This window comes from Enterococcus olivae (assembly GCF_053760925.1).
On record NZ_JBSMVT010000002.1, the window covers coordinates 21,002 to 45,209 of the forward strand.

At 40.3% G+C, this 24,208-nt stretch carries 30 protein-coding genes; 12 read left to right on the forward strand and 18 right to left on the reverse strand.

Annotated features, from left to right (window positions below; all coding sequences use genetic code 11):
• Window positions 1–5: 5 nt before the first annotated feature.
• Window positions 6–893, reverse strand: a complete 888-nt coding sequence (locus tag ACWODM_RS02215; protein WP_455319736.1) for an ABC transporter ATP-binding protein — start codon at window positions 891–893, stop codon at window positions 6–8.
• Between the two features lie 194 nt (window positions 894–1,087).
• On the opposite strand from ACWODM_RS02215, the gene ACWODM_RS02220 reads away from it, so the two are divergent.
• Window positions 1,088–1,684, forward strand: a complete 597-nt coding sequence (locus ACWODM_RS02220) for a TetR/AcrR family transcriptional regulator (protein WP_455319737.1) — start codon at window positions 1,088–1,090, stop codon at window positions 1,682–1,684.
• A gap of 24 nt (window positions 1,685–1,708) precedes the next feature.
• Here ACWODM_RS02220 and ACWODM_RS02225 read toward each other — a convergent pair whose 3' ends face one another.
• The 5 genes from ACWODM_RS02225 to rpsP form a co-directional block, all read right to left on the reverse strand.
• The gene (locus ACWODM_RS02225; protein WP_455319738.1) at window positions 1,709–2,572 is read right to left on the reverse strand and encodes a VOC family protein; all 864 of its coding nucleotides are present in this window, start codon (window positions 2,570–2,572) and stop codon (window positions 1,709–1,711) included.
• A 107-nt stretch (window positions 2,573–2,679) separates the two neighbouring features.
• On the reverse strand, window positions 2,680–3,519 hold the full coding sequence (locus ACWODM_RS02230; RefSeq protein WP_455319739.1) for a hypothetical protein: 840 nt from the start codon (window positions 3,517–3,519) through the stop codon (window positions 2,680–2,682).
• Between the two features lie 38 nt (window positions 3,520–3,557).
• Entirely contained in the window at window positions 3,558–3,812 is a 255-nt protein-coding gene (locus ACWODM_RS02235; protein WP_455319740.1) for a hypothetical protein, read from the reverse strand.
• A 141-nt stretch (window positions 3,813–3,953) separates the two neighbouring features.
• Complete coding sequence (locus ACWODM_RS02240) at window positions 3,954–4,199, reverse strand: KH domain-containing protein (RefSeq protein WP_455319741.1); 246 nt, start codon at window positions 4,197–4,199, stop codon at window positions 3,954–3,956.
• 11 nt (window positions 4,200–4,210) lie between these two features.
• On the reverse strand, window positions 4,211–4,486 hold the full coding sequence (rpsP, locus tag ACWODM_RS02245) for a 30S ribosomal protein S16 (RefSeq protein WP_455319742.1): 276 nt from the start codon (window positions 4,484–4,486) through the stop codon (window positions 4,211–4,213).
• A gap of 284 nt (window positions 4,487–4,770) precedes the next feature.
• Here rpsP and ACWODM_RS02250 point away from each other — a divergent pair, with 284 nt between their 5' ends.
• The 3 genes from ACWODM_RS02250 (at window position 4,771) to ACWODM_RS02260 (ending at window position 6,162) form a co-directional block, all read left to right on the forward strand.
• A complete protein-coding gene (locus ACWODM_RS02250; protein ID WP_455319743.1) occupies window positions 4,771–5,319 on the forward strand; it encodes a hypothetical protein in 549 nt (182 codons plus the stop codon).
• A 14-nt stretch (window positions 5,320–5,333) separates the two neighbouring features.
• Window positions 5,334–5,543: a helix-turn-helix domain-containing protein gene (locus tag ACWODM_RS02255; RefSeq protein ID WP_455319744.1), complete on the forward strand. Its 210-nt coding sequence runs from the start codon at window positions 5,334–5,336 to the stop codon at window positions 5,541–5,543.
• Between the two features lie 64 nt (window positions 5,544–5,607).
• Window positions 5,608–6,162 (forward strand): NADPH-dependent FMN reductase, encoded by a 555-nt coding sequence (locus tag ACWODM_RS02260; RefSeq protein WP_455319745.1) that lies wholly within the window; start codon window positions 5,608–5,610, stop codon window positions 6,160–6,162.
• Window positions 6,163–6,182: 20 nt separating this feature from the next.
• On the opposite strand, the gene ACWODM_RS02265 is transcribed toward ACWODM_RS02260, so the two are convergent.
• Entirely contained in the window at window positions 6,183–7,337 is a 1,155-nt protein-coding gene (locus ACWODM_RS02265) for a GGDEF domain-containing protein (RefSeq protein ID WP_455319746.1), read from the reverse strand.
• A gap of 329 nt (window positions 7,338–7,666) precedes the next feature.
• Between ACWODM_RS02265 and ACWODM_RS02270 the strand changes: the two genes are divergently transcribed.
• The 3 genes from ACWODM_RS02270 to ACWODM_RS02280 are packed head-to-tail and all read left to right on the forward strand — an operon-like array spanning window position 7,667 to window position 10,220.
• Window positions 7,667–8,053 carry a GntR family transcriptional regulator gene (locus ACWODM_RS02270; RefSeq protein WP_455319747.1) on the forward strand — a complete coding sequence of 129 codons (387 nt, stop codon included), beginning with the start codon at window positions 7,667–7,669 and terminating at the stop codon, window positions 8,051–8,053.
• Entirely contained in the window at window positions 8,050–8,943 is an 894-nt protein-coding gene (locus ACWODM_RS02275; RefSeq protein WP_455319748.1) for an ATP-binding cassette domain-containing protein, read from the forward strand. The genes ACWODM_RS02270 and ACWODM_RS02275 overlap by 4 nt, the downstream gene beginning before the upstream one ends.
• Window positions 8,940–10,220, forward strand: a complete 1,281-nt coding sequence (locus ACWODM_RS02280; RefSeq protein ID WP_455319749.1) for a hypothetical protein — start codon at window positions 8,940–8,942, stop codon at window positions 10,218–10,220. The genes ACWODM_RS02275 and ACWODM_RS02280 overlap by 4 nt, the downstream gene beginning before the upstream one ends.
• A 42-nt stretch (window positions 10,221–10,262) precedes the next feature.
• Here the strand turns inward: ACWODM_RS02280 and ACWODM_RS02285 are convergent, their stop codons facing one another.
• From ACWODM_RS02285 to ACWODM_RS02305, 5 genes are all read right to left on the reverse strand, one after another.
• Window positions 10,263–10,457: a CsbD family protein gene (locus ACWODM_RS02285; protein WP_455319750.1), complete on the reverse strand. Its 195-nt coding sequence runs from the start codon at window positions 10,455–10,457 to the stop codon at window positions 10,263–10,265.
• Window positions 10,458–10,535: 78 nt separating this feature from the next.
• Window positions 10,536–11,384, reverse strand: a complete 849-nt coding sequence (locus ACWODM_RS02290; protein ID WP_455319751.1) for a S66 peptidase family protein — start codon at window positions 11,382–11,384, stop codon at window positions 10,536–10,538.
• A gap of 536 nt (window positions 11,385–11,920) precedes the next feature.
• The gene (gene ffh / locus ACWODM_RS02295; protein WP_455319752.1) at window positions 11,921–13,342 is read right to left on the reverse strand and encodes a signal recognition particle protein; all 1,422 of its coding nucleotides are present in this window, start codon (window positions 13,340–13,342) and stop codon (window positions 11,921–11,923) included.
• A gap of 14 nt (window positions 13,343–13,356) precedes the next feature.
• Window positions 13,357–13,695 carry a putative DNA-binding protein gene (locus ACWODM_RS02300; protein ID WP_455319753.1) on the reverse strand — a complete coding sequence of 113 codons (339 nt, stop codon included), beginning with the start codon at window positions 13,693–13,695 and terminating at the stop codon, window positions 13,357–13,359.
• Window positions 13,696–14,163 (reverse strand): DUF523 domain-containing protein, encoded by a 468-nt coding sequence (locus tag ACWODM_RS02305; protein ID WP_455319754.1) that lies wholly within the window; start codon window positions 14,161–14,163, stop codon window positions 13,696–13,698. It lies immediately after the preceding gene.
• Between the two features lie 130 nt (window positions 14,164–14,293).
• Here ACWODM_RS02305 and ACWODM_RS02310 point away from each other — a divergent pair, with 130 nt between their 5' ends.
• Genes ACWODM_RS02310 through ACWODM_RS02320 form a run of 3 tightly spaced genes read left to right on the forward strand, consistent with a single transcriptional unit; the run spans window position 14,294 to window position 17,079 of the window.
• The gene (locus tag ACWODM_RS02310) at window positions 14,294–14,998 is read left to right on the forward strand and encodes a response regulator transcription factor (protein ID WP_455319755.1); all 705 of its coding nucleotides are present in this window, start codon (window positions 14,294–14,296) and stop codon (window positions 14,996–14,998) included.
• Window positions 14,998–16,701, forward strand: coding sequence for an ATP-binding protein (locus ACWODM_RS02315; RefSeq protein ID WP_455319756.1), 1,704 nt, complete (start codon window positions 14,998–15,000; stop codon window positions 16,699–16,701). Before ACWODM_RS02310 ends, ACWODM_RS02315 begins: the two co-directional genes overlap by 1 nt.
• A 9-nt stretch (window positions 16,702–16,710) precedes the next feature.
• The gene (locus ACWODM_RS02320) at window positions 16,711–17,079 is read left to right on the forward strand and encodes a YbaN family protein (protein WP_455319757.1); all 369 of its coding nucleotides are present in this window, start codon (window positions 16,711–16,713) and stop codon (window positions 17,077–17,079) included.
• Between the two features lie 89 nt (window positions 17,080–17,168).
• Here the strand turns inward: ACWODM_RS02320 and ACWODM_RS02325 are convergent, their stop codons facing one another.
• From ACWODM_RS02325 to ACWODM_RS02335, 3 genes are all read right to left on the reverse strand, one after another.
• Complete coding sequence (locus tag ACWODM_RS02325) at window positions 17,169–18,068, reverse strand: phosphate ABC transporter substrate-binding protein PstS family protein (RefSeq protein WP_455319758.1); 900 nt, start codon at window positions 18,066–18,068, stop codon at window positions 17,169–17,171.
• A gap of 152 nt (window positions 18,069–18,220) precedes the next feature.
• A complete protein-coding gene (locus ACWODM_RS02330) occupies window positions 18,221–18,481 on the reverse strand; it encodes a hypothetical protein (RefSeq protein WP_455319759.1) in 261 nt (86 codons plus the stop codon).
• 821 nt (window positions 18,482–19,302) lie between these two features.
• Window positions 19,303–20,472 carry a pyridoxal phosphate-dependent aminotransferase gene (locus ACWODM_RS02335; protein ID WP_455319760.1) on the reverse strand — a complete coding sequence of 390 codons (1,170 nt, stop codon included), beginning with the start codon at window positions 20,470–20,472 and terminating at the stop codon, window positions 19,303–19,305.
• A 411-nt stretch (window positions 20,473–20,883) separates the two neighbouring features.
• Between ACWODM_RS02335 and ACWODM_RS02340 the strand changes: the two genes are divergently transcribed.
• Window positions 20,884–21,600: a DUF2087 domain-containing protein gene (locus tag ACWODM_RS02340; protein WP_455319761.1), complete on the forward strand. Its 717-nt coding sequence runs from the start codon at window positions 20,884–20,886 to the stop codon at window positions 21,598–21,600.
• Between the two features lie 44 nt (window positions 21,601–21,644).
• Window positions 21,645–21,788, forward strand: a complete 144-nt coding sequence (locus ACWODM_RS02345; protein WP_455319762.1) for a hypothetical protein — start codon at window positions 21,645–21,647, stop codon at window positions 21,786–21,788.
• A gap of 129 nt (window positions 21,789–21,917) precedes the next feature.
• On the opposite strand, the gene ACWODM_RS02350 is transcribed toward ACWODM_RS02345, so the two are convergent.
• From ACWODM_RS02350 to ACWODM_RS02360, 3 genes are all read right to left on the reverse strand, one after another.
• Window positions 21,918–22,934: a DUF4179 domain-containing protein gene (locus tag ACWODM_RS02350; protein WP_455319763.1), complete on the reverse strand. Its 1,017-nt coding sequence runs from the start codon at window positions 22,932–22,934 to the stop codon at window positions 21,918–21,920.
• Complete coding sequence (locus tag ACWODM_RS02355) at window positions 22,903–23,448, reverse strand: sigma-70 family RNA polymerase sigma factor (RefSeq protein WP_455319764.1); 546 nt, start codon at window positions 23,446–23,448, stop codon at window positions 22,903–22,905. The genes ACWODM_RS02350 and ACWODM_RS02355 overlap by 32 nt, the downstream gene beginning before the upstream one ends.
• A gap of 115 nt (window positions 23,449–23,563) precedes the next feature.
• Window positions 23,564–24,097 carry a type II toxin-antitoxin system Phd/YefM family antitoxin gene (locus ACWODM_RS02360; RefSeq protein ID WP_455319765.1) on the reverse strand — a complete coding sequence of 178 codons (534 nt, stop codon included), beginning with the start codon at window positions 24,095–24,097 and terminating at the stop codon, window positions 23,564–23,566.
• Between the last annotated feature and the right edge of the window lie 111 nt (window positions 24,098–24,208).

Sequence of the window (24,208 nt, forward strand, 5' to 3'; positions counted from 1 at the left end):
CCCGACTAATCGCCTTCATAATGACGCATAAATAAATCTTCCAGTGTTGGAGGGACTGACTCAAATTTTTTCACGTCCAATTTTGTCGCTTCTAGTAAAATTTCATTGATGAAAGGTGCATCTACAGAAAAAATCGCCGAGTTCCCTTCCTTCTGCTGAAAATCGTGTACACCCTTCAACTCAGCCAATGGAGAGAGGTCTTTTTTTGTTTCGACAGTGACCGTCGAGCGTGTCAGGTGACGCAGGTCCTTCAGTGTGCCCGTTTCAACGATTCTGCCTTTGCGGATAATTACTACTCTATCTGCTAACCGTTCCACTTCACTCAAAATATGAGAGGAGAGCAGGATCGCTTTACCGGCGTGCTTCAGTTTTTCAACCTCTTCTTGAAAAACAGCTTCCATCAAGGGGTCCAATCCAGAGGTTGGTTCATCAAAAATATAGAGATCCGAATGGACAGACAGGGCAGCGATCAAACCGACTTTTTGTCGATTTCCTTTTGAATAGCTCTTGGCTTTTTTCTTTGGGTCCAATTCAAATCGTCGGATCAAGTACTTTTTTTTCTCATGGTCTCCGCCGCCATGAAGCTTCATAAATAAATCAATGATCTCTCCTCCCGTCAAGCTACCCCATAAAGCAACATCTCCTGGAACGTAAGAAATCCGTTTGTGGATCTCCAGACTGTCTTTCCAGACATCTTTCCCAAAAATAGTCGCTTCTCCTGCTTGCCGATTGATGATCCCTAATAAAACGCGGATCGTTGTTGATTTTCCAGCACCATTCGGGCCAATAAAACCTACGACTTCTCCTGCTTCAACGGTGAACGTCACATCTGACAATGCTTGAAATTTTCCAAAGTTTTTTTTGACATTTTTAACTTTCACAATTTCTGCCATTGCTTCCCCTCCTTGTAAAAATAAATAACTTTCTTCTTTCATTATAAAGAGCAAAAAATAACCCGTCAAATCAAAATTTTGCATTTTGCGAACTTTACGGTATTGAAAGTACGTAATTATTTTTATATAATCAATAAGAAGAGAAAATACGAACTGTGTATCAAAAAAAGTTTTTATTTAAGGAGAGAGAGCTAGTGAATGGCTTTGAAAAACGTCGAGAGATCAAAAAGAAACAAATTTTAGAAGCAACTTTTGACTTGCTAAATAGCGGACAAGGCGTCAAGCAGCTAAAAATAGAGAGCATCGTTCAAAAAGCAGATGTCGGTAAAACGACCATTTTCAAATATTTTGGTAGTAAAGAAAACCTGATCCACGAAGTTTTCAAACAGTTGATCTTGGAAGCTCATAGACAGTCAAAAGAAATTATGGCTAAAAATTTGAGCTTCGAAGAAACCTTTGTGGCCTTTACTAAAAGCAAGCTCCTTTCTTTGGAAGAGATTTCCGATCCTCTTTATCTCGATCTCATGGCCTACATGACCACCAAAGACGGCAGTGAATTGTCGCAGCTAATGGAACAAGTCACCCAAGAAAGCATTGATATCATGCTCGATTTATTTCATCGCGGACGCAAAGAGGGAAAAGTGGACCTAAAATATTCAGATGAATTTTTGATTCTTTATTTCGAGACCTTGATCGAGGGAATGTCTCATCCTATGATTTACGAGCGTGTCTTGCTCCATACAGAAGAATGGATGGAGGTTTTACTGAAGGGGATGACGCCAAATACATGAAAAAAGCTCTTTTTCAGAGCTTTTTTATGCTTCAATTTTGATCTGGATACCATTAGGATCAGTGATCCATAATTGACCGTCAAGATCTTTTTGATAGTTTACTGTTTGCTTTTGCCAGTGCTTCTCGATCCGAACAAGCTCTTTTGTGGAGGTCACACGAAAAGTGAAAAAAGCTAAACCAAGATCGCGTTCCTCCATATTAGGTAAGTTTTTTCCCGACCAGCTATTTGTTCCCACATGGTGATGGTAAGAGCCAGCAGCAAAAAATTTTGCCTGACTGCCAAAATCACTTGTTCGCGTCAAACCTAAAATTTCTGTGTAAAACGCCTCGGTTTTAACCAGATCTGCTACCTTCAAATGAACATGTCCAATGATCGTCCCTTCAGGAAAGAGATTTTCCTCTCCAGTTGAAGCTGCTAGTACTCCCTCAGCATCCATCGGAATCGTCTGTCCGACAATCTCTCCATCTTCTCGAATGTCCCATTTCTTCAAGGACTTATCACAATAAACTTCGATTCCATTTCCTTCTGGATCGGTTAAATACAAGGCTTCACTGTAACCATGATCACTAGCACCAATGATTGGTGCCTTGACTTGCAGGTAATGATGCAATGCGTTGCCCAAATCTGTTCTTGTAGGGAGCAAAAAAGCTGTATGATAGAGACCCGTCTTGTTTGCTGAAGGCAACGGTTCCTTGCATTTCCTTAGAATCAGCAATGGATATGCTGCTGTGCCCAATGTGCTCTCTTCATTTTTTTCTGATAGTACTGATAAACCAATGATCTTGTGGTAAAATGTCGTCATTTTCTCAAGATTGGCTACCTTCAGCACCACCGTTCCTATCTGAGTGTCTGAAGCTAGTTGAAACTCCGGTTGAGCTCTGTTCATCGTCGTTCCCTTCTTTCTGCTTTGCTTTCTTTTATTATACAACTTACATTTAGTAAGATGTATAATTTTGCCTACAAAAAACCAACCGCTCAGCGATTGGTTCTTCTTTATTTTTCAGTCGAAACAGCCATGGTCAAGGCTGCAATTGGCTCTTGATGACGAATCGTATATGTTTGATTTGTCCTTTGCCAGCTGACTTCGTTGCTAGTATAGTCTGATCCATTCATATCGACGGTGATTTGTCCAATCGTTTCCGGCGCTGGAAGCATTTCTTTCTCCAGATACTCAACAATTTCTTTCGCCGCAGCTACAGGATCCTGCTCTGCCATATTGTTCGCTCGCACGAGCAAGTTCCAGTTCCCTTCTTTCCACGAAAGATAGGACGAGCCGGCTGCACCCTGTTGATAGCCTGTGATGCCATGCCCTAGATCAACTCTTTGTCCCTGAGTATCTACTCGTAGGCTAACGGCTGCCTCTGCTTCTTCTTTTGTCGAATAGGTTTCTTTTTGGTACTGAGCGATCGGACGCTCATTGTTCAAGGCATTTTGATTAAGTATCATCGGTGTCTCCATATCAAAATATAAGACAGACAATTTATCCTCAGTTCCTGTACTGGCAATATTCAGCACATTACCTGCCGTATGAGGAATTTCTTTAGGCAGTTCCACATTCGGATAACGATCGATAAGCTGTTCAAAAGCACTGATCTCCTCTGCCGATTGACTCGTCATCGTTTCCGATGTTTCTGGTAGCGAAGATTCCTCTACTGATTCCGTCGAAAAAGTTGACTCGCTTGTTGTTGAAGAAATACTACTTTGGCTCTGGATCGTTTCTTCGGTACTTTCTTTAGAGCTTTCAGTACTGGCAGCTGCTTGATTTGCACTTTTGCCACAGCCTACCAACACTAATATCCCCATAAAAAGACTCATCCAAACTGCTTTTTTCATCCTTTTCGCCTCCAAATACTTCTATCGAGTATTGAAATCTATGATGCTAGTCCTCCAAACCATTGGACCAAGCCGTTCCAGATGCTCATCATCCATTCCTTGAAGCTATCCCAGAAATTGCCCGACTCAATCATGTTGAACCAACTGTTGATTTGTGATAGTATCTCGTCTCTAAACATCCAGATAAGTGCGCCTAAAATGACGATGCCCAACACTCGCCAGATCATTGAACCTACTTTAGAAATAAAAACCAAAATCAGAATAACGACAATGATAGCTAGTATGCTTTCCATATTCCCCGCCCCTTTCGTTCTTATTGTGTATTATGAAGGAGTTTTGGTCAAGAAACATGGTGCTAAGGACTGATTTTTTATGGAACTCCTAAAATTTAGCATCAAAAAAAGCAAAATCACCGAGGTAATTTTGCTTTTTGATTATTTACCATCCAAAATATTCAGCCGAACTTTTTTAGGTCCTTCTGTGCGTACACCGTAAACGATCGTACGAATTGCTTTTGCCACTCGTCCTTGTTTACCGATGATACGACCAATATCTTCTGGTGCTACAGATAAATTGTATTCAAAGAAATCTTCTGATTCAACGATTTCCAAGGAAACCTGATCAGGCTGGGTTACCAAAGGACGAACGATTGTTAAGACTAAATCTGTCAAATCTTTCATACTTGGTCTCCTTATTTCTTAGTGAATTTAGCTTCGTGATGTTTTTTCATAACGCCTTCTTTAGAAAGGATGTTACGAACTGTATCAGAAGGTTGTGCACCTTTTGATAACCAATCAAGAACTAGATCTTCTTTGATTGTCACTACTGCAGGTTCAGTTAAAGGATTATAAGTTCCTACTGTTTCGATGAAACGTCCATCACGAGGAGAACGAGAATCTGCTACTACAATACGGTAAAAAGGACTCTTTTTAGAACCCATGCGTTTTAAACGAATTTTTACTGCCATTATTATTTACACCTCCGTTGGTTTTAATCACAAGAGCTAGTTTAACAGGTTTTCAAACAGGTGTAAAGAGTTTTTTCTTTACAGTCTGTATTTTTTTTAATAAAAAAACAAATATGTTGAATTTTTATCGTTAATCGTTAAATTTTAATTGTTTTACATTAAACAAACTGATAAAATAACTTTAGAAAAAAAAGTAGATATTCTGATATATCAGAATATCTGCACCAAAGAACACAATACTTCATTCATTGAACAAGTAAATTTAATCCCGAGGAGTGTTTTTCATGACACAGCAAAAAATCCAAGCAAGAGCTCAGATCCTGGCAAAAATTTTTTTTTTATTTTTTGCCATGTATCTTTTCGTCGTTCTCTTTGTCTTCGTCAGCTTCCTGTTTCCCACTCTACAGCAAAATATTCAGCTCTCTGAACCATCAACCGGATATGTGTTCAATCTACTTACGTGGAGCTCTACTAGTGGTCAAACGACCGAATCGATGCGCATGACATATCTTTTGATCACGTTTGTTCTCAATGCGGCTATGGTTTCCTCGATTTTTTACAGAATCGCCCACTTATTTCAAACGATTGCTGAAGGAAAGCCGATCTTTGATCTGTCAATCATCAAACAATTAAAAAAGATTTCCTTATGGTTATATCTTTATGCGATTGTGCCAATGTTTCTGTTCCCACTCTTGTCTTATTTCCTAACCCAATCGTTCCATTTTGAATTAGGAATTTCCAACAGTCTGCTCTTTGCTTTGGGTACCTCGCTACTAATAGAGATTTTTAAATACGGGGCTTCCTTACAGCATGAAGTCAATGAAACTGTTTAGGATGTGAATGAAAAATGGCAATTATTTCTCGATTGGATCGTGTCATGGCAGATCGAAAAATCAGCTTGAATGAACTCGCTGAAAAAGTCGGCGTTAGTCATGTCAATTTATCTAAACTAAAAAACGGTCGAGTCAATGCTGTCCGATTCTCTACCTTGGATGCGATCTGCAGAGCCCTTGACTGTCAACCAGGAGACATTCTGGAATATCAGAAAGACGAATAGTTATTCTTTGCATGATCCACTAACTTTCAGTAAGATTAAGTTATAGACAAAGGAGGAGTTTTTTATGGTCAAAAGAATTGGTATTGTCGTTGGCAGTCTCCGAGAAGGTTCTTTCAATCGCAAAGCAGCAGAGACATTTGCAGATTTGTTACCAGAAGGCTATGAAGCAGTCTTTGTGGATATCAGTGATCTTCCTTTTTACAACGAAGATCTGGATACAGAGGGCAAAATCCCAGAAAGCTGGACCCGCTTTAGAGAAGAAATGAAAAGCGTGGACGGTGTCTACTTCTTCACTCCAGAATACAATCGCTCGGTTCCAGCAACGATCAAAAATGCTTTGGATGTTGGTTCCCGACCTAGAGGCAGCAACGTATGGAATCAAAAGCCTGCTCTGGTAGTCAGTGTTTCTCCAGGTGCGATCAGTGGCTTTGGTGCAAATCATCATCTGCGTCAGTCATTGGTTAGTCTGAACGCCCCTACGTTACAACAACCAGAAGCCTATATCGGTAATGTGACTCAGCTGTTGAATGAGGATGGCTCTTTTAAGGAAGATACGGTGAAATTCTTCCAGCTGGTCACTAAAAAATACATTGAATTTTTTGAAAAACTGACGGCATAGCAAAACGACCAATGAGGGAGTCATCCTTTATTGGTCGTTTTTGTCATTTGATAAACGAAAACAGTATCACGATTTTCTTTGGCATGATAGAGTGCCACATCAGCATTGAACAAGAGATCCTCCGCAAAGGCCTGCTGTGAATACTCTGCGATACCAATACTGATGGTCAGCGATAATTGCAGTCTATTCAAGATATTCTCTTTCAACTCCAGTCGGATCGTTTCACAAATACTTAGGGCTTCTTCGAGTGATTTGTTTTTGAAGACAATGCAGAATTCATCTCCGCCAAAACGAAACGGAACGATCGTCTCTGTACTATTCGCCTTCAGAAGAGCACCAATCTCTTCTAGACATTCATCTCCTTTAGAATGTCCTAAAGTATCGTTCAAAACTTTGAAATGATCCAGATCCAGCATGGCAAAAAAATAGTTGTCTGTCGAAAAGGTAGCCTCTATTTGCTGAAATGTTTTACGAAGTGCGATTCGATTGTTGATCCCAGTCAAAGGGTCAGTGATTAGTTGTAACTCTAATTGCTGTCGCTTGACCTCTTTTTGGACCACCGTATCGTTTTTCTTTTTCTGGAAATGGATGATCACCATACTGATCGCATAGAAAAAAATCAGCAACAGCGTGGAGATCAGTATTTGCATCATCGTGACTGCCTCAGTGAATGGCATATCTGGATAATTATTTTGATAGATAAGAATATCTGAACTCGTCTTGATCAAAACACTCAAAGCCGTGACTACACTGGTCAATAGATACTCTCCATAAATCGCTGTAAACAAAGTCGGTGCAAAAAAGACCATGTAAAGATTGAAATCATAGTGCGTTGTATAAAAAACAGCAGAGATCCCTATCAAAACGATCGATAACAGATAGACTCGACTTCTAGCTCGTAACTTTTTACTTTTCATCGTAAAGAAGCTTACGAAAAGCCAAGCGGTATTTATCAAAAAAGGCTGCAGGACATAACGAATGGTATACGCCTCAAAACTCAGCACAACATTGGGGGATTCCCAAACATACAAAACAATGGCCAAAATAAACTCAAGAAAAACACCCACACCTACGACACTAATGATCGTCCAATAATGAAGAGTCAACCATTGACTGTCTATTTTTCTTTGCTCCTGCTGGATTCCTTCAATGAATAGGTCTTTTTCACTATCCATCTCATCCGCCACCTCCTTGCAAAACCAGCCTTACTTAGAAATAGTATAACACCTGAAAAGATCATTTAAAATCTTTTGAAACTTAACCTATCTCAAAAAGACACGAAATTTTTTATTTCCCTTCTTATTTTCTCTCTAAATGGCGTTCAGTCAGTTCTCCTAGCCATAAAAAGCAATCTTATTTATCACTTTCACTTCCCTGCCATTCTTAATTTAATAAAAATTAAAAAAATACTTGTAATTTCCAACTGTACTGTGTACCATAGTACACATAAAGAAAGTGTATGACGAGAACTAGTACACTAAAGTCATACAGAAAGGAGTTTGCCATGGTTACTATCAACAAAACCAGCAGTCGTCCGTATTACGAACAATTAGTACTTAGTATCAAAGAAGATATTCTGCATGGTTTGCTGGAGCCGGGGGATCGCATCCCTTCTGTTCGCGAAATGGCCAAGCAATTACTGATGAACCCAAACACCGTCAGTAAGGCTTACAAAGTCCTCGAGTCAGAACAAGTCCTCGTGACAGTGAAGGGCAAAGGAACCTTTGTTAAACAACTGGATGAGGTACCTCGCGATGAGATCCGCATCCAGAAATTAAAACGACAATTCAAAATTCTTTTGATCGAAGCGAAGCATCTGCAAGTTTCCGAAAAAGAAATCAGTACTTGGCTGGCAGAAGAGCAAGCCGAACTAGGAGGGATACAGAAATGAAGCTTTCACACGTAACCAAAAAAATCGATCAGCACATGATCTTGGAAGATGTCAATTTTGAGCTTTCCGACAATGAAATCGTCGGTCTGATTGGTCGAAATGGCTCCGGAAAAACAACTTTGTTTCGGACAATTGCCGGACAGTATTATTCTGATGGTGGGGAAATTCTTTTAAACGGAACCAACATCGAAAAAAATTCAGCTGATAAGAATCAGATCTTTTATATTGATGAAAAAGAAAATTTTCTGAGCCATTATTCACTAAAAAAGCTCAATGAATTCTATCGTCTGGCCTATCCTAACTTTGACCAAGATTTGTTTATCGAGCTGATCAGAGAACATCAGCTACCGATTAATCTGTCCTACAAACGAATCTCTAAAGGAATGCAAGGACTTTTTCAAATGATTCTTGCTTTATCATCCAATGCCAAATACTTACTGCTAGACGAACCCTTTGACGGACTAGATGTGATTGTTCGTAAGAAAGTGATTGGACTGCTACTGGAAAATTTAAGCGACGGCAAACGCACAGCTTTGATTGCTTCCCATAATCTTAACGAACTAGAAAACATCATTGACCGTGCCTTGTTATTGAAGGGAAATACGATCACTCATGACTATCGTCTGGAGGATCTCCGAGAACACGCAAAAAAAATCCAAATGGTCTTCAAAACAAAAAGAGTACCCGATTGTGTCAAAATGAATTCCAAAGCTCTGCAATTCCAAGGACGTGTAGTTACTGCTTTGTTTGAAAACTTCACCTCGAAATTGTCCGAAGAGATTCAGGCTTTAGAACCAGTCCTTTTTGAAGAACTGCCTTTGACTCTGGAAGATTTGTTTGAAGCAAATCTTAGCCAAGAAACTTTGATGAAAGGACTGAATGAACTATGAACCCAACGATTCGATCAATTTATTACAAACGCTATGGAAAAAGTCTGATCGCGATCATCTTGCTGCTATTCTTTTTCTACTGGACAGGAGCATTCGGTCTAAATAACAGCTGGCAAGGTCATTATGAATGGCTCCACTCCTACGAGTTTGAAACAAAACATTACAATAACGATTTGGACAACCAGATCAAAGGTTATGTGGGTGACAGCGATACACCAATCTACTATTCATCGATCGATGAATATCGTGATGAGGAATTAACTGTTTATCATGCGAGCAATGCTCCTTATCTCCCTACAATACGTGAGAGTGCTGATCAATATTTTCTAAGAAATGAGTACTATGATTATGGAAGCACTAGCGACCCAAATGACTATCAACGAGGAGTGGAGTATTATTTTAGGTTCGGTGGCTCAGATCCAATCTTTACGATGGGGTTGATGCTTCTAGCTGGCTTTGCATTGTTTTTCGTTGATCAAAAAACCAATTTCAATCGATTTTTATTTTCATTACCTGTCAGTCGACGACAATTGTTTACTGGCAAACTGCTCTATCTTGGCTTACCTTTGCTGGGAGCGCTGGCTCTAGCTATCTTGGGCTCGATTTTTATTAATTATTTTGGGATTCCAGCACCGTACTTAAATGTGACGCTCCCACAGATGCTTTATTCTGGGCTTAGTCATTTTGCTACCATGACCTTGTTATTGACGAGTGGTATTTTCTTCGGAGCCTTGCTAGGAAATCTGGTGCTCGGACCAGCGGCACTGATGGGAGGACTGTTCTTTTTTGTAGGATTTTTCAATCCCTTTTACATTCAGTTCAACGATTTGATCACCTACTTTTTCCCAAATATCCATCTGCAAAATCCTTGGACACTGATCGTGACCAGTGTAGGTAAAACAGGAACCACCCTAACCACGCTGATCTTATTCTTTTTATTCAGTTTGGTTCTGTTAGGATTAACTGAAAGAATCTATCAGAAAACCTCGATGGAAAACGATGGGGATTTTGTCACGGATCCATCACTCCGTTTGCCGACCTTTCTAAGTCTATGTATCGGTTCCAACCTCTTCTTCGGCATTGGGAGCACACCTTGGAGTTGGGTATTCTCTATCGATCCTACAGAATACTACGTTAATCGTTCGGGTTACTGGTTTACTCTTCTGGTCCAATTTGTTCTCGTATTTATCGTAAGCTTTGGACTGGTCTACTTCCAATCGATCCAAAAATGGTGGAGAAAACGCCGTGATCTACGGTTGAAACAAAAATCGATCTAAAAAAAGTTGCGTCCTTCAAAAAGAGGGACGCAACTTTTTTTCTTATTGATCTTCTTTATCTTTTTTATCTAATGTATCATTTACCTTGCTAGCAGCATCATCTGCTAAGTCTTTGGCTTTCTCTTTGGCGTCTCCGTATTTTTTCTTCACTTTTCCTTTTAGTTCTTCGGAGTCGTCACCAGTTATTTTACCTTTAGCTTCAGTTGCTTTGCCTTCCACTTGTTCTTTGTTTACCATAGTGCATTTCTCCTTTCGTGTATCTTCTTCTATCATAACACCAAACGAAAAAACGAACCAATGATATGGTAGCCTTTTCTATTTTTTGCATTCAAAAAAAGAACCTAACGTCAGTGCACTGGAAGTGATGTTATGACCAATCTGACTGGTCTTGATGATCGGTAACTGCTCATCTTCTATCACATCCTGGACTAACTGTGTCAACGGGTAGTCGCACTCCTTCTCATAAGTGGTAAACTCTCCTAACAGCAGACCTTTTACCTTAGAAAAATTTGGCTGCTGCTTCAATTGATGCAACATGGAAAACACGGCGTCCACTTCTCCACCTAGTGCCTCCAAAAATAACAATTTGTCTGTAAGATCAGGCTGGTATTGTGTGCCGGAAAGCTTGAGAAAACAGCGAAGATTGCCCCCTACCAATTCACCAGACATCGACGTTCCTTGGATCCATTCCCAATCGGTTTGATACAAACTGTCCTTTTGCTCAAAAAAAGTCTCTTTGAATCGTTTAATTTGTCCACCTGTCTTGTCCCAGATCAGTGTTTTGATCTGAAACAGTTCAACGGACTGATCGGTTTGACTGATCAAGCTATTCAAGACAGTCGAAAGGTCACTGTAACCGAAAAAAGGCGTAGGATTTTTCTTAAGCACAGAATAATCCAGCGAAGATAGGATACTGTTTCCTCGATCTCCGCCTGATACATCAAAAATCGCACGAATCATTGGATCTTCAAAATACTGCTGAAGAATCCCGGCTTTCTCTGTCGTGTTTCTAGTCGAGGTGTCGAACAATAAAGGACTTGTGACAACCTGCAGTCCCAGATTTTTCAATATTCCTATCAGCTGTTCGATGGGGTCTTTTTTTAATTGTGGATTGGAGTTACAGACCAGTGCAACAGCATCCCCGTGTTTTAATGTCAAATCCATAAGCTTTCTCCTTTAATTGATCTATTTTCTTTTATGATACCATGCGATTCTTAAGTTTTAAAACGATAGGAAAACTTGTTTAGATTGTTTCTGTTTTTTGAACGTCGATTGTCTCGAACTGTTCATCTCTTCACTGCATTACGATCTCATCACGCTCTAAGCGGTAAACCGCTAAGTTCTTGAAGGATCAGTTCTCAGCTCCTTTTAGTCGCTGAATCACTGTGATTCGGGACGAAGGTGACTACGCTCCCGTTGGTCGCCTAGTACTGTTCATCATCAGTTCTCAGCTCCTTTTAGTCGCTGAATCGCAGTGATTCGGGACGAAGGTGACTACGCTCCCGTTGGTCGCCTAGTACTGTTCATCATCAGTTCTCAGCTCCTTTTAGTCGCTGAATCACTGTGATTCGAGACGAAGGTGACTACGCTCCCGTTGGTCGCCTAGTACTGTTCATCATCAGTTCTCAGCTCCTTTTAGTCGCTGAATCACTGTGATTCACAGCAAAAAGCTGAATCGGATCCCCCCGATTCAGCTTCGATTATTTGCGCTTTTTCTTTCTTTTCTTATTTTTCTTGACCATTCGATTCATGGCCATTTTGCCGAGTTTTCCTTTGACTCCGCCGCCTAGCATTTGATCCATGCCAGGTATATTGTTCAGATTGCCTTTCGACATTTGCTGCATCATTTTACGTGACTCTTTGAACTGCTTGATCATGCGGTTCACTTCTACTACGCTGTTTCCAGAACCGGCAGCGATACGTCGGCGTCGGCTTGGATTCAACAAATCAGGATCTTCACGCTCGGCTGGGGTCATAGAATAGACCATCGCCTTTTTGCGGGCTACATCTTTAGGATCGATCTTTAGATTATCCATGCCAGGAACTTGGTTCATTCCGGGAATCATCTTCATCAAATCTTCCAATGGTCCCATGTTTTCCAACTGCTCAAACTGTTCGATGAAATCATTGAAGTCGAAGCTGTTTTCACGCATTTTCTGTGCTAGTTCTTCTGCTTTTTTCTCATCGTAGTCCTGCTGTGCTTTTTCAATCAGCGTCAGCATGTCCCCCATACCTAAAATACGGCTCGACATCCGATCTGGATGGAAAATTTCCAGATCGGTCAGCTTTTCACCGGTACCAGTGAATTTGATTGGTGCCCCAGTCACAGAACGAATCGACAGTGCCGCACCACCACGAGTGTCACCGTCTAATTTGGTGATGACAACCCCAGTGATTCCCAACTGCTGATTGAAACTGTCGGCAACATTGACGGCATCCTGACCTGTCATCGCATCGACGACTAACAGGATCTCATTCGGCTGTGCAATCTCTTTGATCTGCTGTAACTCTTCCATCAACCCTTCGTCGATATGCAAACGACCGGCTGTATCGATCAGAACGTAATCATTTTTCTTCTCACGCGCCAGCTCCATCCCTTGGCGAACGATCTCGACAGGACTAACATCTGTACCCATGTCAAAGACTGGAACATCCAGTTGTTTCCCTAATACTTTCAATTGATCAATCGCTGCTGGACGATAGACGTCACCTGCAATCATCAATGGTCTTGCTTTTTCAGTTTTAATCAAATGATTGGCTAATTTTCCAGCAAAAGTCGTTTTACCGGCCCCTTGCAAACCAACCATCATGATCACTGTCGGAATCTTAGGATTTTTTTGGATGCCCACAGTTTCAGAGCCCAGAGTTTTCGTCAATTCTTCGTCAACGATCTTCACAATCTGTTGCGCAGGAGAAAGACTCTCCAATACTTCTACACCAACTGCACGTTCACGGACGTTTTTAGTAAACTCCTTAACAACTTGCAAATTGACATCGGCTTCCAGCAACGCAAGACGAATCTCACGCATCATTTCTCTGACATCAGCCTCAGTGACCTTTCCTTTTTTACGAAGTTTGCTCATCGCCTGCTGCAGGCGTTCTGTTAAACTTTCAAATGCCATTTTTTCTCATTCCTTTATTCTTCAATTTCTTGGATTTCTTTGACAAAATTAACAAGTGTCTCATCTTTTGGATACTGCTTCATTATATATTCACTTAGTTGATCCAGCAATTCGTTACGGACAACATAATCAGAAAACATGTGTAGCTTTCGCTCATAGTCTTCCAAAATTTTTTCGGTTCTCTTTATATTATCATACACTGCCTGACGACTGATACTGAATTCTTCAGCGATCTCTCCCAGTGAAAAATCATCTGCATAGTACAATTCCATATAATTCATTTGTTTTTCTGTTAGCAATGTGGAGTAAAATTCAAACAATACATTCATGCGATTCGTTTTTTCTAGTTCCATTCAATTTCCTCCTTGCTGTTGTGCAAGCCACTGTGTCTCTGATTGGACGGAAAGTCCTTGTTTAATGAAATAAGCTGTTGCAACACCAATATTCTCTATCTTTGTTCCTGAAAACGTGCCATCGTAGATCCACTGACTGCCACAGGAAGGACTCTTGTCTTTCAAAATCAAATGATCGACCTGCTGTTCTTTTAATGCCTGATAGGCACGTTTGGCACCTTCTTTGAACAATTCTGTTACATCTTCTCCCTGATTCGTCAACACTTTCGCCTTGCCATCCCAAACATCATGACCGTTACCGCCAACGATTTCGGCAGGATCACGAGGTACTGGCAATCCCCCCAATACTTCCGGGCAGACGCTGACTATTTCTTTTTGATCCAGCAATTTTTTTAATGCGGATACTTCTTGATGTCGACCATCATAACGGCAACATTGTCCGCCAAGACAAGCACTGATCCCAATCATAGAGACAGACCTCATTTCTATTCAAAGTCGCTTTACATTATAACATTTATTCAGTCTATACAATAGTCCCCAGAGCGTATTCATGCTAAAATATAAGCAGTACAAAAATAATCTTTACAAGGAGTACGTTATGAAAAAAGTTTTGATCGTTGACGATGAACCCTCCATCGTTACTTTACTTACATTCAACCTGGAAAAGGAAGGGTACCAAGTGACTAGTACTACGGATGGTCTAGAGGGATATGAACTCGCTTTGACCCAACCGTTCGATTTTCTCATTCTAGATGTAATGCTGCCAAATATGGATGGGATCGACATTACCAAAAAGCTGAGACAAGAAAAAATCGAGACACCGATCTTAGTGCTAACTGCCAAGGATGACCCGATCGACCGAATTTTAGGTTTAGAGATTGGTGCAGATGATTATCTCACCAAGCCGTTTAGCCCACGAGAAGTGTTGGCTAGGATGAAAGCAATCTTCCGCAGAATGGAACCTCGGTCGCAATCGGTCAAAGAAGAAACCGAAGAACAGCTTGTCGTTGGTCAGATCGTGGCAGATGTCACCAACTATCAAGTCACAGTCAACGGCAACCCCATCGTGCTGACCCCAAAAGAATTCGAATTACTGGTCTACTTTATGAAACGTAAAGGCCGTGTCATCGACAGAGATACCTTGCTAGACCGAATCTGGCATTTTGATTTTGACGGTCAGAGTCGAATCGTCGATGTCCATGTCAGTCATTTGCGGGAAAAAATCGAACATGATCCAAAACACCCACAATATTTGCAAACCATTCGTGGATTCGGTTATAAATTCCAGGAGCCAAAAGAATAATGAAAAAGCAAAGCTATCTAGGATGGATCCTGCTTTTGATATTGATTTTTTTCACCAGCTGGTTGTTTATCGGTAATTTTTACGATCAGCAGGTGCTCTCACAGCATGAAACGTTTTTACGACAAAAAGCCGATTTGGTGATTCGTCTGGCAGCAGACGAGCCTTCACTGGGAAAGGTCATCGAACAATACACCCTCGGTTCTGAAGAGCGGATCACTTATATGGATGAACAAGGCATGATCTTATTCGATACCTATGGGGATAACTTGACCGAGACACGTTCACAGCGCCCCGAGATCAAGGCAGTCTTGCAAGGAAGCTCTATCGGACGGTCCATTCGGATCAGTCCAACCTTACACAAAGAGTTACTGTATGTCGCTTTACCAATCAAAGAAGATGGACAGCTGACGGCAATCATTCGCATCGCTGAACCAACAGAAAGTTTCCTACCAAATGCCAATAGAATGAAACAAGCGATCTTCCTTGTCTACGGCATCTTTTGGCTGATTCTTAGCGGGATCATCCTGCAAATACTACGCAGACGTAACCGTCCGATCGAAACGATTCTCCCTGTTCTTCACAAGATGATTGAAGAACCTGCCCATCCGGAAACGATCATGCAATCTTCGCCCGAATGGAAAGAGCTCTATCGCAGTATCAATCTTTTGAGCGAACAGTTGAGCCAAACTTATCAAGCTTACACTGCCAGTGAACGGCAGTTGTATACGCTGCTAAATGAATTGACGATCGGTATTTTTATGATTGATGCAGAAGGACAGCTGATCTTGATGAATGGCACAATGCAGGAGCAGCTAGGATTATTCGTTACATCTGAAAAACAACCTTTTACAGAAACGATCACCAATACACAGCTGATTCAAATGATTTATCGTGTCAGTGAAACCAAAACATTTGTCCATGAAGAGATCCAAACGGCGAATGAACGAGTACTGGATGTCACCCTACGTTATTTTGAGGAAGCAAACCAGATTTTAGCAGTCTCTTACGATCTGACACGTATTCGTCAATTGGAAAAATTACAAAAGGACTTTGTCGGAAATGTCTCTCACGAATTAAAAACACCTGTCACTTCACTGATTGGTTTTACAGAAACACTGTTAGACGGAGCCAAAGAAGATCCTGAAACCCTGAATGCTTTTCTAAAGATCATGCAAAAAGATGCCTATCGTTTAGAAAATCTGATTCAGGAAATCATTCAATTATCAAAAAGTGCCGCTATCAGTTATCCAATCCAAACAATCGATGTAACAAGTCAGCTGATCCAGATCGTCAGAGACTATCACTTAGTCATTGAAGAAAAGCAACTGAAACTGACGATCGATGGTCCACCTGATTATTCCTTTGCCACTCAGATCGAGCTATTCCATCCAATTTGTAAAAATTTGATTGAAAATGCAGTCAACTATTCCCTGCCAGAAGGAGAAATCCAAATTACCTTCTATGAAGAAAATGGTTTTCATCTGCAGGTCCAGGATTTTGGGATCGGGATCGACTCTGATGAGCAAAGTAGAATCTTTGAACGATTCTATCGCGTAGACAAGGCTCGTGCGCGAAATTCTGGAGGAACAGGTCTTGGCTTAGCGATTGTCAAAGATTATATAGAGATTCTCGGCGGAAGTATCCAAGTGGAAAGTCACTTAGGTGTAGGTTCGACTTTCCATGTCTATCTCCCCTTGGAATAAGGAGGATACATGAAAAAAATTTTTTATTTGAGTTTAGGCTGGACGGGATTGGCTTTAGGGGCTGTCGGAGCAATTCTACCCGTTCTGCCTGCTTTTCCTTTTTTACTGCTGGCGACCTTTTCATTTTCAAGAGGTTCCGATCGACTGCATCAGTGGTTTATACAAACCAAACTATACAAAGAAAACCTGGCGAGTTATGTCCAAGGCAGTGGGATGACCAGACCAACGAAAAAAAGAGTCATGCTGACAATCACAGCCACCATGTCTGTCAGTCTTTGGATGGTTCGAACACATCCCTGGTTGCCTTACTTGCTAGCAATCATCTGGCTAGGGCTGATGATTTATTTTTTATTCAAAGTGACTACCTTAAAAAATTAAAAAAGACGACATAGGGAAACCGCCCTAAAGCAGTTCGAACTGCTTTAGGACGGTACAGAGATGTCGTCTTTTTATTTTATAGGTTTAGATTAAAGATTTGTTACTTCTCCGTCAACACTACGGTCAACTTTCATTTCAGTAATTGGTAGGTAACCTAGTTCGATAACTGTACCTTGTTGGATTTCATCTGTCAAGATGTAATCTAGGAAAGCTTTAACGTCAGCCTCTGGTTCACCTTTTGTATACATGTGCTCATAAGACCAGATTGTCCAGTCGTTTGTTTCAATGTTTTCAGGTGTTGGTTCAATACCATCGATCGCCAATGCTTGTAAAGAATCATCCAAGTAAGACAATGCTAGGTAACTGATTGTTCCTGGTGTTTGAGAAACGATTTGGCGAACAGTTCCTGAAGAATCTTGCTCTTGGCTTTGAATTGTTTCTGCTCCGTCTAAGCCCCATTTTTCAAAAGTAGCACGAGTTCCGCTTCCTGAAGCACGGTTAACAACAGAAATTTCCATGTCTGCTCCGCCAACTTCACTCCAGTTTGTGATTTCACCAGTAAAGATACCGATTAATTGTTCTTTAGTAATGTCTGAAACTTCAGCTTCTTTGTTGACAACAGGTGCCATTCCGACAACCGCAACACGGTGGTCAACTAATTCGTCAGCAGGAACGCCGTCTTTTTCTTCTGCAAACACGTCAGAGTTACCGATTGTTACCGCTCCAGCAGCAACTTGGCTCAAACCAGTACCGCTTCCGCCACCCTGGACAGAAATTTCATAATTTGGATTTTGAGCTGTAAAGCTTTCGTTAGCTGCATCTACTAAAGGTTGTAAAGCTGTTGAACCAACTGCTAGGATTTCTACTTTTTCATTTGATCCAGCTGCTTCCGAAGAACCTGCTGCACTTGAATCTGTATCTCCATTTCCGCCGCCGCAGCCAGCTAATAACACACCTGCTAATACAAGTAATCCAGTAATTTTTTTCATGGTTTATTATCTCCTCTTTCTCTCTCTTTGTCACACCCATAGTCTAGCAATCGAATGTAAAACCATTATGGACTTTATGTAAAATTTTGATTAATCGATGTAAAGTTTATGTAAATAAAAAGAGCTGCACGATGTCGTGCAACTCCTTGCCTTTAGTCTTTTCGTAAACGCTTTTGTTCTTCCACAAAGAAATTTTCTGTCCCATCCGGATTTCCTGTAGGATCAACGGTGCCACTACCTGAGCGCACGATCACCTGATTCAAGCCGCCAACACCTGTATCCACCACTCTGTGCCAGCCCTGATGTGGGTCGATCCCTTTTTTTCGTAACAGGTGATTCTTTCGTCGCAGCTCTTTCTTTCGCTGCTCCTGCTTCTCTTTTCTTCGATTTGAAAGTTCTTCAATGATTTTCATAGGAATCCCCTTCCTCAAGCTTAAAATGAAAACGTTACTTATAAATAGTATAACACAAAGTCTATCTTTTATAGAAACGTACTTCTTACAATCAAGTTTGCATTCGTCTGTTTTGAGAGCTCTTGGATTCGAAAGTCTTAGGCTTGAAAGCGATCCCTTCGTCTAAAAGTAAACTTCTTAAATTTTTCATATGCTAGCAATTCATTAGATATAGATCATCCACAAGACGATTCCTGTCAGGACTTCTAAGATACCAATAAGAATTTTTTTCAAAAAAATCCCTCCGAAAATTTCTATCCTATAAGAAGAAACGATGCTTCTACTCTATCTAGTAGTAAGGTAAAGATATATCCCTTCGATTAGATTCTTGAGTACAAAACTCGTCAAAAATCCAGCTAAAAAGATTAAAGCGTTCTTCCGTGTGAATAATTTTTTCATACTATCCCTCCAAACTATAACATCTTTAAGAAAGGACAAAGTGTCTTCTCACCATTCCTTTCATTAATACTGTCTATTTTTTGAACATTCATTCTCCCTTACTATAAGCGTACCACGTAAAGAAAGCGCACTCAAACATTATCCTAGTAAGATAACACCACGTTTAAAAGGTGGGTTTAACTAAATAACAAACACGACTTTTTCCCCTTATCCGAGCATCTTTTTACTCAGTTACTGTCTTGAAGGTGACAGCAGATGTTTTTTTTAACCATTCGCTTCTACAAAAATAACAAGCACTTTATTATTATACTTTAAAAAAAAATTGATAATAAAGTAAAAAACACTGCCTTCAACAGGCAGTGCTCACTTTTTATACTATATGATTATTCACCTAGAACATAACGTTCCATTCGTGTCATAGCTTCTTCCAAATCTTCCATACTTGCTGCATAGCTGATTCGAATATAGCTTTCACCAGCCTCTCCAAAGGCAATTCCCGGAATCACAGCTAAAGCTTGTTTTTGAGCCAGATCCACACAAAAATCCATCGAATCCTGAATACAGTTTGCTGGAACTTTGGCAAAAATGTAAAATGCGCCAGACGGTTTCGCCACTTCAAAACCAAGCTGAGTCATTTTTTCATAGACAAAATCACGGCGTTTTTGGTATTCCACTTTCATCACTTGAGCATCGTTGATTCCATCAACCAGTGCTTGAACTGCCGCTTTTTGCGAAACAGTCGATGCAGCAGTCACTAGATACTGATGAACCTTCATGATTTCTTTGGTCATTTCTTCAGGTGCTAGAATGAAACCGATCCGCCAACCGGTCATTGCATGAGATTTGGATAAACCATTGATCAAGATTGTTTGTTCACGCAAATATTCGGCAATCGAAACATGATCAGTGTCATAGGTAAGCTCACTATAGATTTCATCACTGATAACAAAGACTGGATAGTTTTTCAAGACCTCAGCCAACGCTTTGACCTCTTCACGAGAATACGTCACCCCTGTTGGATTGCTTGGATAGTTTAGAATCACTGTCTTGACTTTTTCACCATGTTCCTGAAGGGCTGCTTCCAGAGCTTCAGGAGCCAAAACAAAACCATTATCGCTCGTATCGATATACACTGGTTCTGCCCCAGCTAAAGCGATCACAGGCTCATAGCCAGGATAGATTGGTGAAGGAAGTAATACTTTATCGCCTGCTTCTAAGATACCTAAAAGACTCGCTGCAATCGCCTCTGTTGCTCCGACAGTCACTAAAATCTCTGACTGCCAATCATAAGAGATTTGGTATTTCTTTTCCATAAATTGGCTGGCTGCTTGGCGAACATCTGGCAAGCCTGACATTCCTGTATAATGACTAAAATTTTCTTCGATCGCTGTAGAACCGGCTGATTTTACATGATCCGGTGTATTGAAATCAGGTTCTCCTAAAGTCAGTTTTAAAATATTGGGAATATTTGAGACACGGTCATCGAATTGTCGAATTAATGATACCGCGATCTTGTCCAGTTGTTTATTGAATCGTTTAGTTAAATCAGTCATTTGTTACCACTCCTCGTAATTTCTTTTAATGAATTAAAATTTCTGAAAAACGAAATTTTAGTTTGATCGAAATGCCGTATACCATTCCACTAGTTCAGAACTCCTAGAGCTATTTCGTTTGAGAGTATTTAAATCTTCTAAAAACGAAAATTTAAGTTTGATCCTCTCTACGCATACCATCTCACTAGCTTGGAGTTCCTAGTAAGTGAGACTGGTAAAGTAGGACTGGCAAAGTGGAACTGGCATCCTTATTGTTGATATCCTACCATAAATTCTCACATTTTTGTCATTTTTTGAAACTTTTATCGAAATTTTCTAACAATTCATCAAACAAAAAGAACTATTGCAAACATTTTGAGTTTGTGTTAGTTTTTATATAAACAAAATAAAATTATGTTTGAGGTTATGCAGATGAAAGAAGAAAAAGTTTATACAATCACTGAATACAAGCAAGGATGGCTTAAAGATCAGGATCAGTACCACTGTCTTTATTGTAACCAATCTTTTACAGAGGGCTTCATTTATCCTTTGGGAGAACATTTCTTGACCGCTGAAAAAGCAATCGAAGAACACGTCACAACACATGGTGGTCCTCTTGCCGCTTTACTGGAGCTACCGAAGGAAACACTGGGAGTCACAGAAACCCAACAGGAGATTCTACAACTGTTCGCTCAAAAGCTGAGTGACACGGTGATCGCGCAACGTTTGGGAATCTCTGCCTCTACCGTCCGGAATCATCGCTTCAAATTAAAAGAAAAAGAGCGACAGTCCAGAATTTTTTTGAGCATCATGGAATCCTTGAATGTTTCTTCCGGTTTGCTGCCACATAAAGGGGCAACCATGTTGGATGATCGTTACCAGATCACTCAAGAAGAACAACAAAAAATTCTAGCAACTTATTTTGAAGACGGTCGTGTGATTCAATTTCCACGCAAAGAAAAACGCAAGTTAGTAATCTTAGCGAAGATCGCTCAAGCCTTTGATGAAACGAAAAACTATTCTGAAAAAGCAGTCAACGAAATCTTAAAACAATTCGTTGAAGACTTTGTAACTGTTCGCCGTTACCTGATCGAATACGGCTTTTTAGATCGAACCAAAGATGGACAAACCTATTGGAGGAAAAAATGAACTAAGAAATTTCTTCAAAACATTCAGAAAAACTACGAGAATTTTTGATAAATAACGAATATTATTTTACCGGTTATCAGCAGCTATCTTCGCTACAAACAATCATTGATGAATTTTTTCTGGAAGTACCGGTCAGTACGCTGAACTGTGACCATGTCCATGAGATTATTATGGAAAAAACACAGTGATACACATATGTTTAACAACAAATATATCCGAACAATAGAGGATCGTCCTTGTCACAAATCCACCTAGATTAAGTAACATTCCTTCTAATTTGTTCGGATATTTTTGATTCATGTTATCACTCTTTTTTACTAATCAGACAGATTAATCCTTAGCGGTTCCAACTCGAGAGGTTCATTCGGATCTTCTCCTTCGATGGCAATCTTTGGGAAAACGTCGATATATTCTGTTTCTTCTACAACTGGCTGCAAGATCATTCCTCGTCCCTGAATAAGAACCCGATTCCCCTCAGTCTTTTTGTCCAATCGGATCCCATTCGTGGTAGGGAAAAGCGCTTCTCCCTGATCATTATAGAATTCCAGACGAACTTGATTCCTTTGATGATCAGCCGTAAAATCTGCTGTATAATTGACAGAAACTGTTGCTTGTCCAAGATAGACGGAAAGAAAATCGATCCTTAGATCATTCTCCTCGTCGCTTCGTGTTTCCTTCAAAGAAATCGTCTGGTAAGGAAGTTGTTGAAAAGGAAGCTGAAACGCCCAGTTCCCTTCTGTTGTGCCAATTCTAGTAAAGTTTAAAGGGACTGTTATAGTTTCGGCAGGATCGTTGTAAGGATAGGGTTGTGTGATATGACCCATCAATCCCTCTTCGGTTTCCTTTAGTGAAGCCATTTCAATTGTTTCAGAAATATTCTGATCTGTATGAAATATTTCATAGATTGAACTGTAGGTGCCTAGTGCATCTTTTTCAACCTCTCCAGTTATTTTAAAACTAATCCCTAGCGCGCCTCCATCAAAATAGGCTTCTGTGACCGTCACATCAATTCCCTGACTGCTGACAGTCTCATTCAAAGAAGCGGTCATCTCCTTTTCTTCTAATTTTTTCCCTGTCAAATCATGAAAATAGCTGTAGACTGATCCGATCAACGGGACCGTAGATAATGCTTCTGACACTGGTGAGATAATAAATGTCAAAATCAGAGCAGCAACTAAGAAGCTACTTAATATCACTTTCTTTCTGATAGATCCTCGCTGTTTTGGTTGTCGCAACGCAGCTGCCCGACGAATCCCTATCTGAATTGCCTGACGTATTTCTTTTTCAGGGATAGGATCTTCACTATGCTTTATCTGGAAAAATTTTTTGTCCATTTTGATCGTCTCCTTTCAAAGTTTTTTTTAACTCTTCCTTACCTCTACGTAAATGGGTTTTGACAGTCCCGACTGGTAGCCGCATTACTTTCGCTACTTGTTTCACAGGTAGATCATGCAAGTAAAAAAGAACCAGCACATCGCGATAATCGCTTCTTAACTCTTGCAATGCTTCCATTAACTGCAGATGTTCGATTCTATCAATCTCTTCAACAAAAACCCTTTCATTGATCGAATCAATATCTACTTGCGGGCGTTTTTTTCTCAAACATTCAAATGCTGTATGGATCAATATGCGCATCAGCCATGTCGAAAAATAGTGATCTTTTTTTAAATTCGGTATAGCCAGATAAGCCTTATACGCTGTTTCTTGAACAATGTCCAACGCATCTTCACGATTGGAGACATAACGAAACGCCATTTTGTACATCTGCTCACTGTATAACTGCAACAGTTCTTCAAACGCTTCTGGTTTCCCTGCTTTCGATTGTCTGATCAAAGAGCGTTCTTTCATTTTCTTTCCCCCTTTATCTATTAGATGCTCTCCTTTCTCAAAAAGTTTCAAAAATCAGTATTTTTTCACAAAAAAATAAACGACACTCTCTTTTGGCAGAATGTCGTTTCTATCACTAAATTTCTCTTAAATAAATTTTCTTGATAATTAATTTATCAAATAATTGCGTCTGATTATCTGGTTCACCAATCACTTCTGCCACCACATTTTTTCCTTCCGGTTTGCGACGCAGCTGATACACGATCTTGCCAGATTCTTTCAACTCGTTGATCATTTCTACCACACCGCCAAAGCCCGTTTTCTTTGTGATAAAGCCTAAAGCGACCATGCGCTCATCCAGATTCTTTGCAGAGATCGAGGCTCCCGTAATCAAGGTTTTGCGCAATGTCTGAGAAAAATCCTCCAAACCAGTAACTGTTGTAAATTCCACTTCATCTGTGGCAACCTCTACTGGACGCTCCCTCAATTCGTGCAATTCTTGAAGTAAGGTTTCATATTGTGCTTGCGTAAGCATGACACCAGCAACTTTTTCACGATTGAATACATAAACAGCTGTGCCCGCCTCTCGCGCCTGGCTGAAAACATCCATCGGAGATTTTTTCACTTCTGTTATTGAAGTTGTGGGAACTTCTAGCTTTTTCAGTTCCATTCCTTCCCCTCCTTGTCTCGACTCTCACATTATATCATAACTTTTGTATAAGATTTCATTAGAATAAAAAAAATGTGAGGAAATTGTCTTTCCTCACAGGATGATCCATAA

Bases quoted from the DNA above. Each gene is read 5' to 3' on its own strand.
- ACWODM_RS02335 (WP_455319760.1), bottom strand. From the start codon at position 20,472: ATGACTGATTTAACTAAACGATTCAATAAACAACTGGACAAGATCGCG.
- ACWODM_RS02300 (WP_455319753.1), bottom strand. From the start codon at position 13,695: ATGGAACTAGAAAAAACGAATCGCATGAATGTATTGTTTGAATTTTAC.
- ACWODM_RS02350 (WP_455319763.1), bottom strand. From the start codon at position 22,934: ATGGACAAAAAATTTTTCCAGATAAAGCATAGTGAAGATCCTATCCCT.
- ACWODM_RS02240 (WP_455319741.1), bottom strand. From the start codon at position 4,199: ATGAAAGATTTGACAGATTTAGTCTTAACAATCGTTCGTCCTTTGGTA.
- rpsP (WP_455319742.1), bottom strand. From the start codon at position 4,486: ATGGCAGTAAAAATTCGTTTAAAACGCATGGGTTCTAAAAAGAGTCCT.
- ACWODM_RS02315 (WP_455319756.1), top strand. From the start codon at position 14,998: ATGAAAAAGCAAAGCTATCTAGGATGGATCCTGCTTTTGATATTGATT.
- ACWODM_RS02285 (WP_455319750.1), bottom strand. From the start codon at position 10,457: ATGGTAAACAAAGAACAAGTGGAAGGCAAAGCAACTGAAGCTAAAGGT.
- ACWODM_RS02255 (WP_455319744.1), top strand. From the start codon at position 5,334: ATGGCAATTATTTCTCGATTGGATCGTGTCATGGCAGATCGAAAAATC.
- ACWODM_RS02225 (WP_455319738.1), bottom strand. From the start codon at position 2,572: ATGAACAGAGCTCAACCGGAGTTTCAACTAGCTTCAGACACTCAGATA.
- ACWODM_RS02310 (WP_455319755.1), top strand. From the start codon at position 14,294: ATGAAAAAAGTTTTGATCGTTGACGATGAACCCTCCATCGTTACTTTA.
- ACWODM_RS02215 (WP_455319736.1), bottom strand. From the start codon at position 893: ATGGCAGAAATTGTGAAAGTTAAAAATGTCAAAAAAAACTTTGGAAAA.
- ACWODM_RS02235 (WP_455319740.1), bottom strand. From the start codon at position 3,812: ATGGAAAGCATACTAGCTATCATTGTCGTTATTCTGATTTTGGTTTTT.
- ACWODM_RS02260 (WP_455319745.1), top strand. From the start codon at position 5,608: ATGGTCAAAAGAATTGGTATTGTCGTTGGCAGTCTCCGAGAAGGTTCT.
- ACWODM_RS02275 (WP_455319748.1), top strand. From the start codon at position 8,050: ATGAAGCTTTCACACGTAACCAAAAAAATCGATCAGCACATGATCTTG.
- ACWODM_RS02250 (WP_455319743.1), top strand. From the start codon at position 4,771: ATGACACAGCAAAAAATCCAAGCAAGAGCTCAGATCCTGGCAAAAATT.
- ACWODM_RS02330 (WP_455319759.1), bottom strand. From the start codon at position 18,481: ATGAAAATCATTGAAGAACTTTCAAATCGAAGAAAAGAGAAGCAGGAG.
- ACWODM_RS02320 (WP_455319757.1), top strand. From the start codon at position 16,711: ATGAAAAAAATTTTTTATTTGAGTTTAGGCTGGACGGGATTGGCTTTA.
- ACWODM_RS02270 (WP_455319747.1), top strand. From the start codon at position 7,667: ATGGTTACTATCAACAAAACCAGCAGTCGTCCGTATTACGAACAATTA.
- ACWODM_RS02340 (WP_455319761.1), top strand. From the start codon at position 20,884: ATGAAAGAAGAAAAAGTTTATACAATCACTGAATACAAGCAAGGATGG.
- ffh (WP_455319752.1), bottom strand. From the start codon at position 13,342: ATGGCATTTGAAAGTTTAACAGAACGCCTGCAGCAGGCGATGAGCAAA.
- ACWODM_RS02360 (WP_455319765.1), bottom strand. From the start codon at position 24,097: ATGGAACTGAAAAAGCTAGAAGTTCCCACAACTTCAATAACAGAAGTG.
- ACWODM_RS02355 (WP_455319764.1), bottom strand. From the start codon at position 23,448: ATGAAAGAACGCTCTTTGATCAGACAATCGAAAGCAGGGAAACCAGAA.
- ACWODM_RS02290 (WP_455319751.1), bottom strand. From the start codon at position 11,384: ATGGATTTGACATTAAAACACGGGGATGCTGTTGCACTGGTCTGTAAC.
- ACWODM_RS02230 (WP_455319739.1), bottom strand. From the start codon at position 3,519: ATGAAAAAAGCAGTTTGGATGAGTCTTTTTATGGGGATATTAGTGTTG.
- ACWODM_RS02305 (WP_455319754.1), bottom strand. From the start codon at position 14,163: ATGATTGGGATCAGTGCTTGTCTTGGCGGACAATGTTGCCGTTATGAT.
- ACWODM_RS02280 (WP_455319749.1), top strand. From the start codon at position 8,940: ATGAACCCAACGATTCGATCAATTTATTACAAACGCTATGGAAAAAGT.
- ACWODM_RS02325 (WP_455319758.1), bottom strand. From the start codon at position 18,068: ATGAAAAAAATTACTGGATTACTTGTATTAGCAGGTGTGTTATTAGCT.
- ACWODM_RS02265 (WP_455319746.1), bottom strand. From the start codon at position 7,337: ATGGATAGTGAAAAAGACCTATTCATTGAAGGAATCCAGCAGGAGCAA.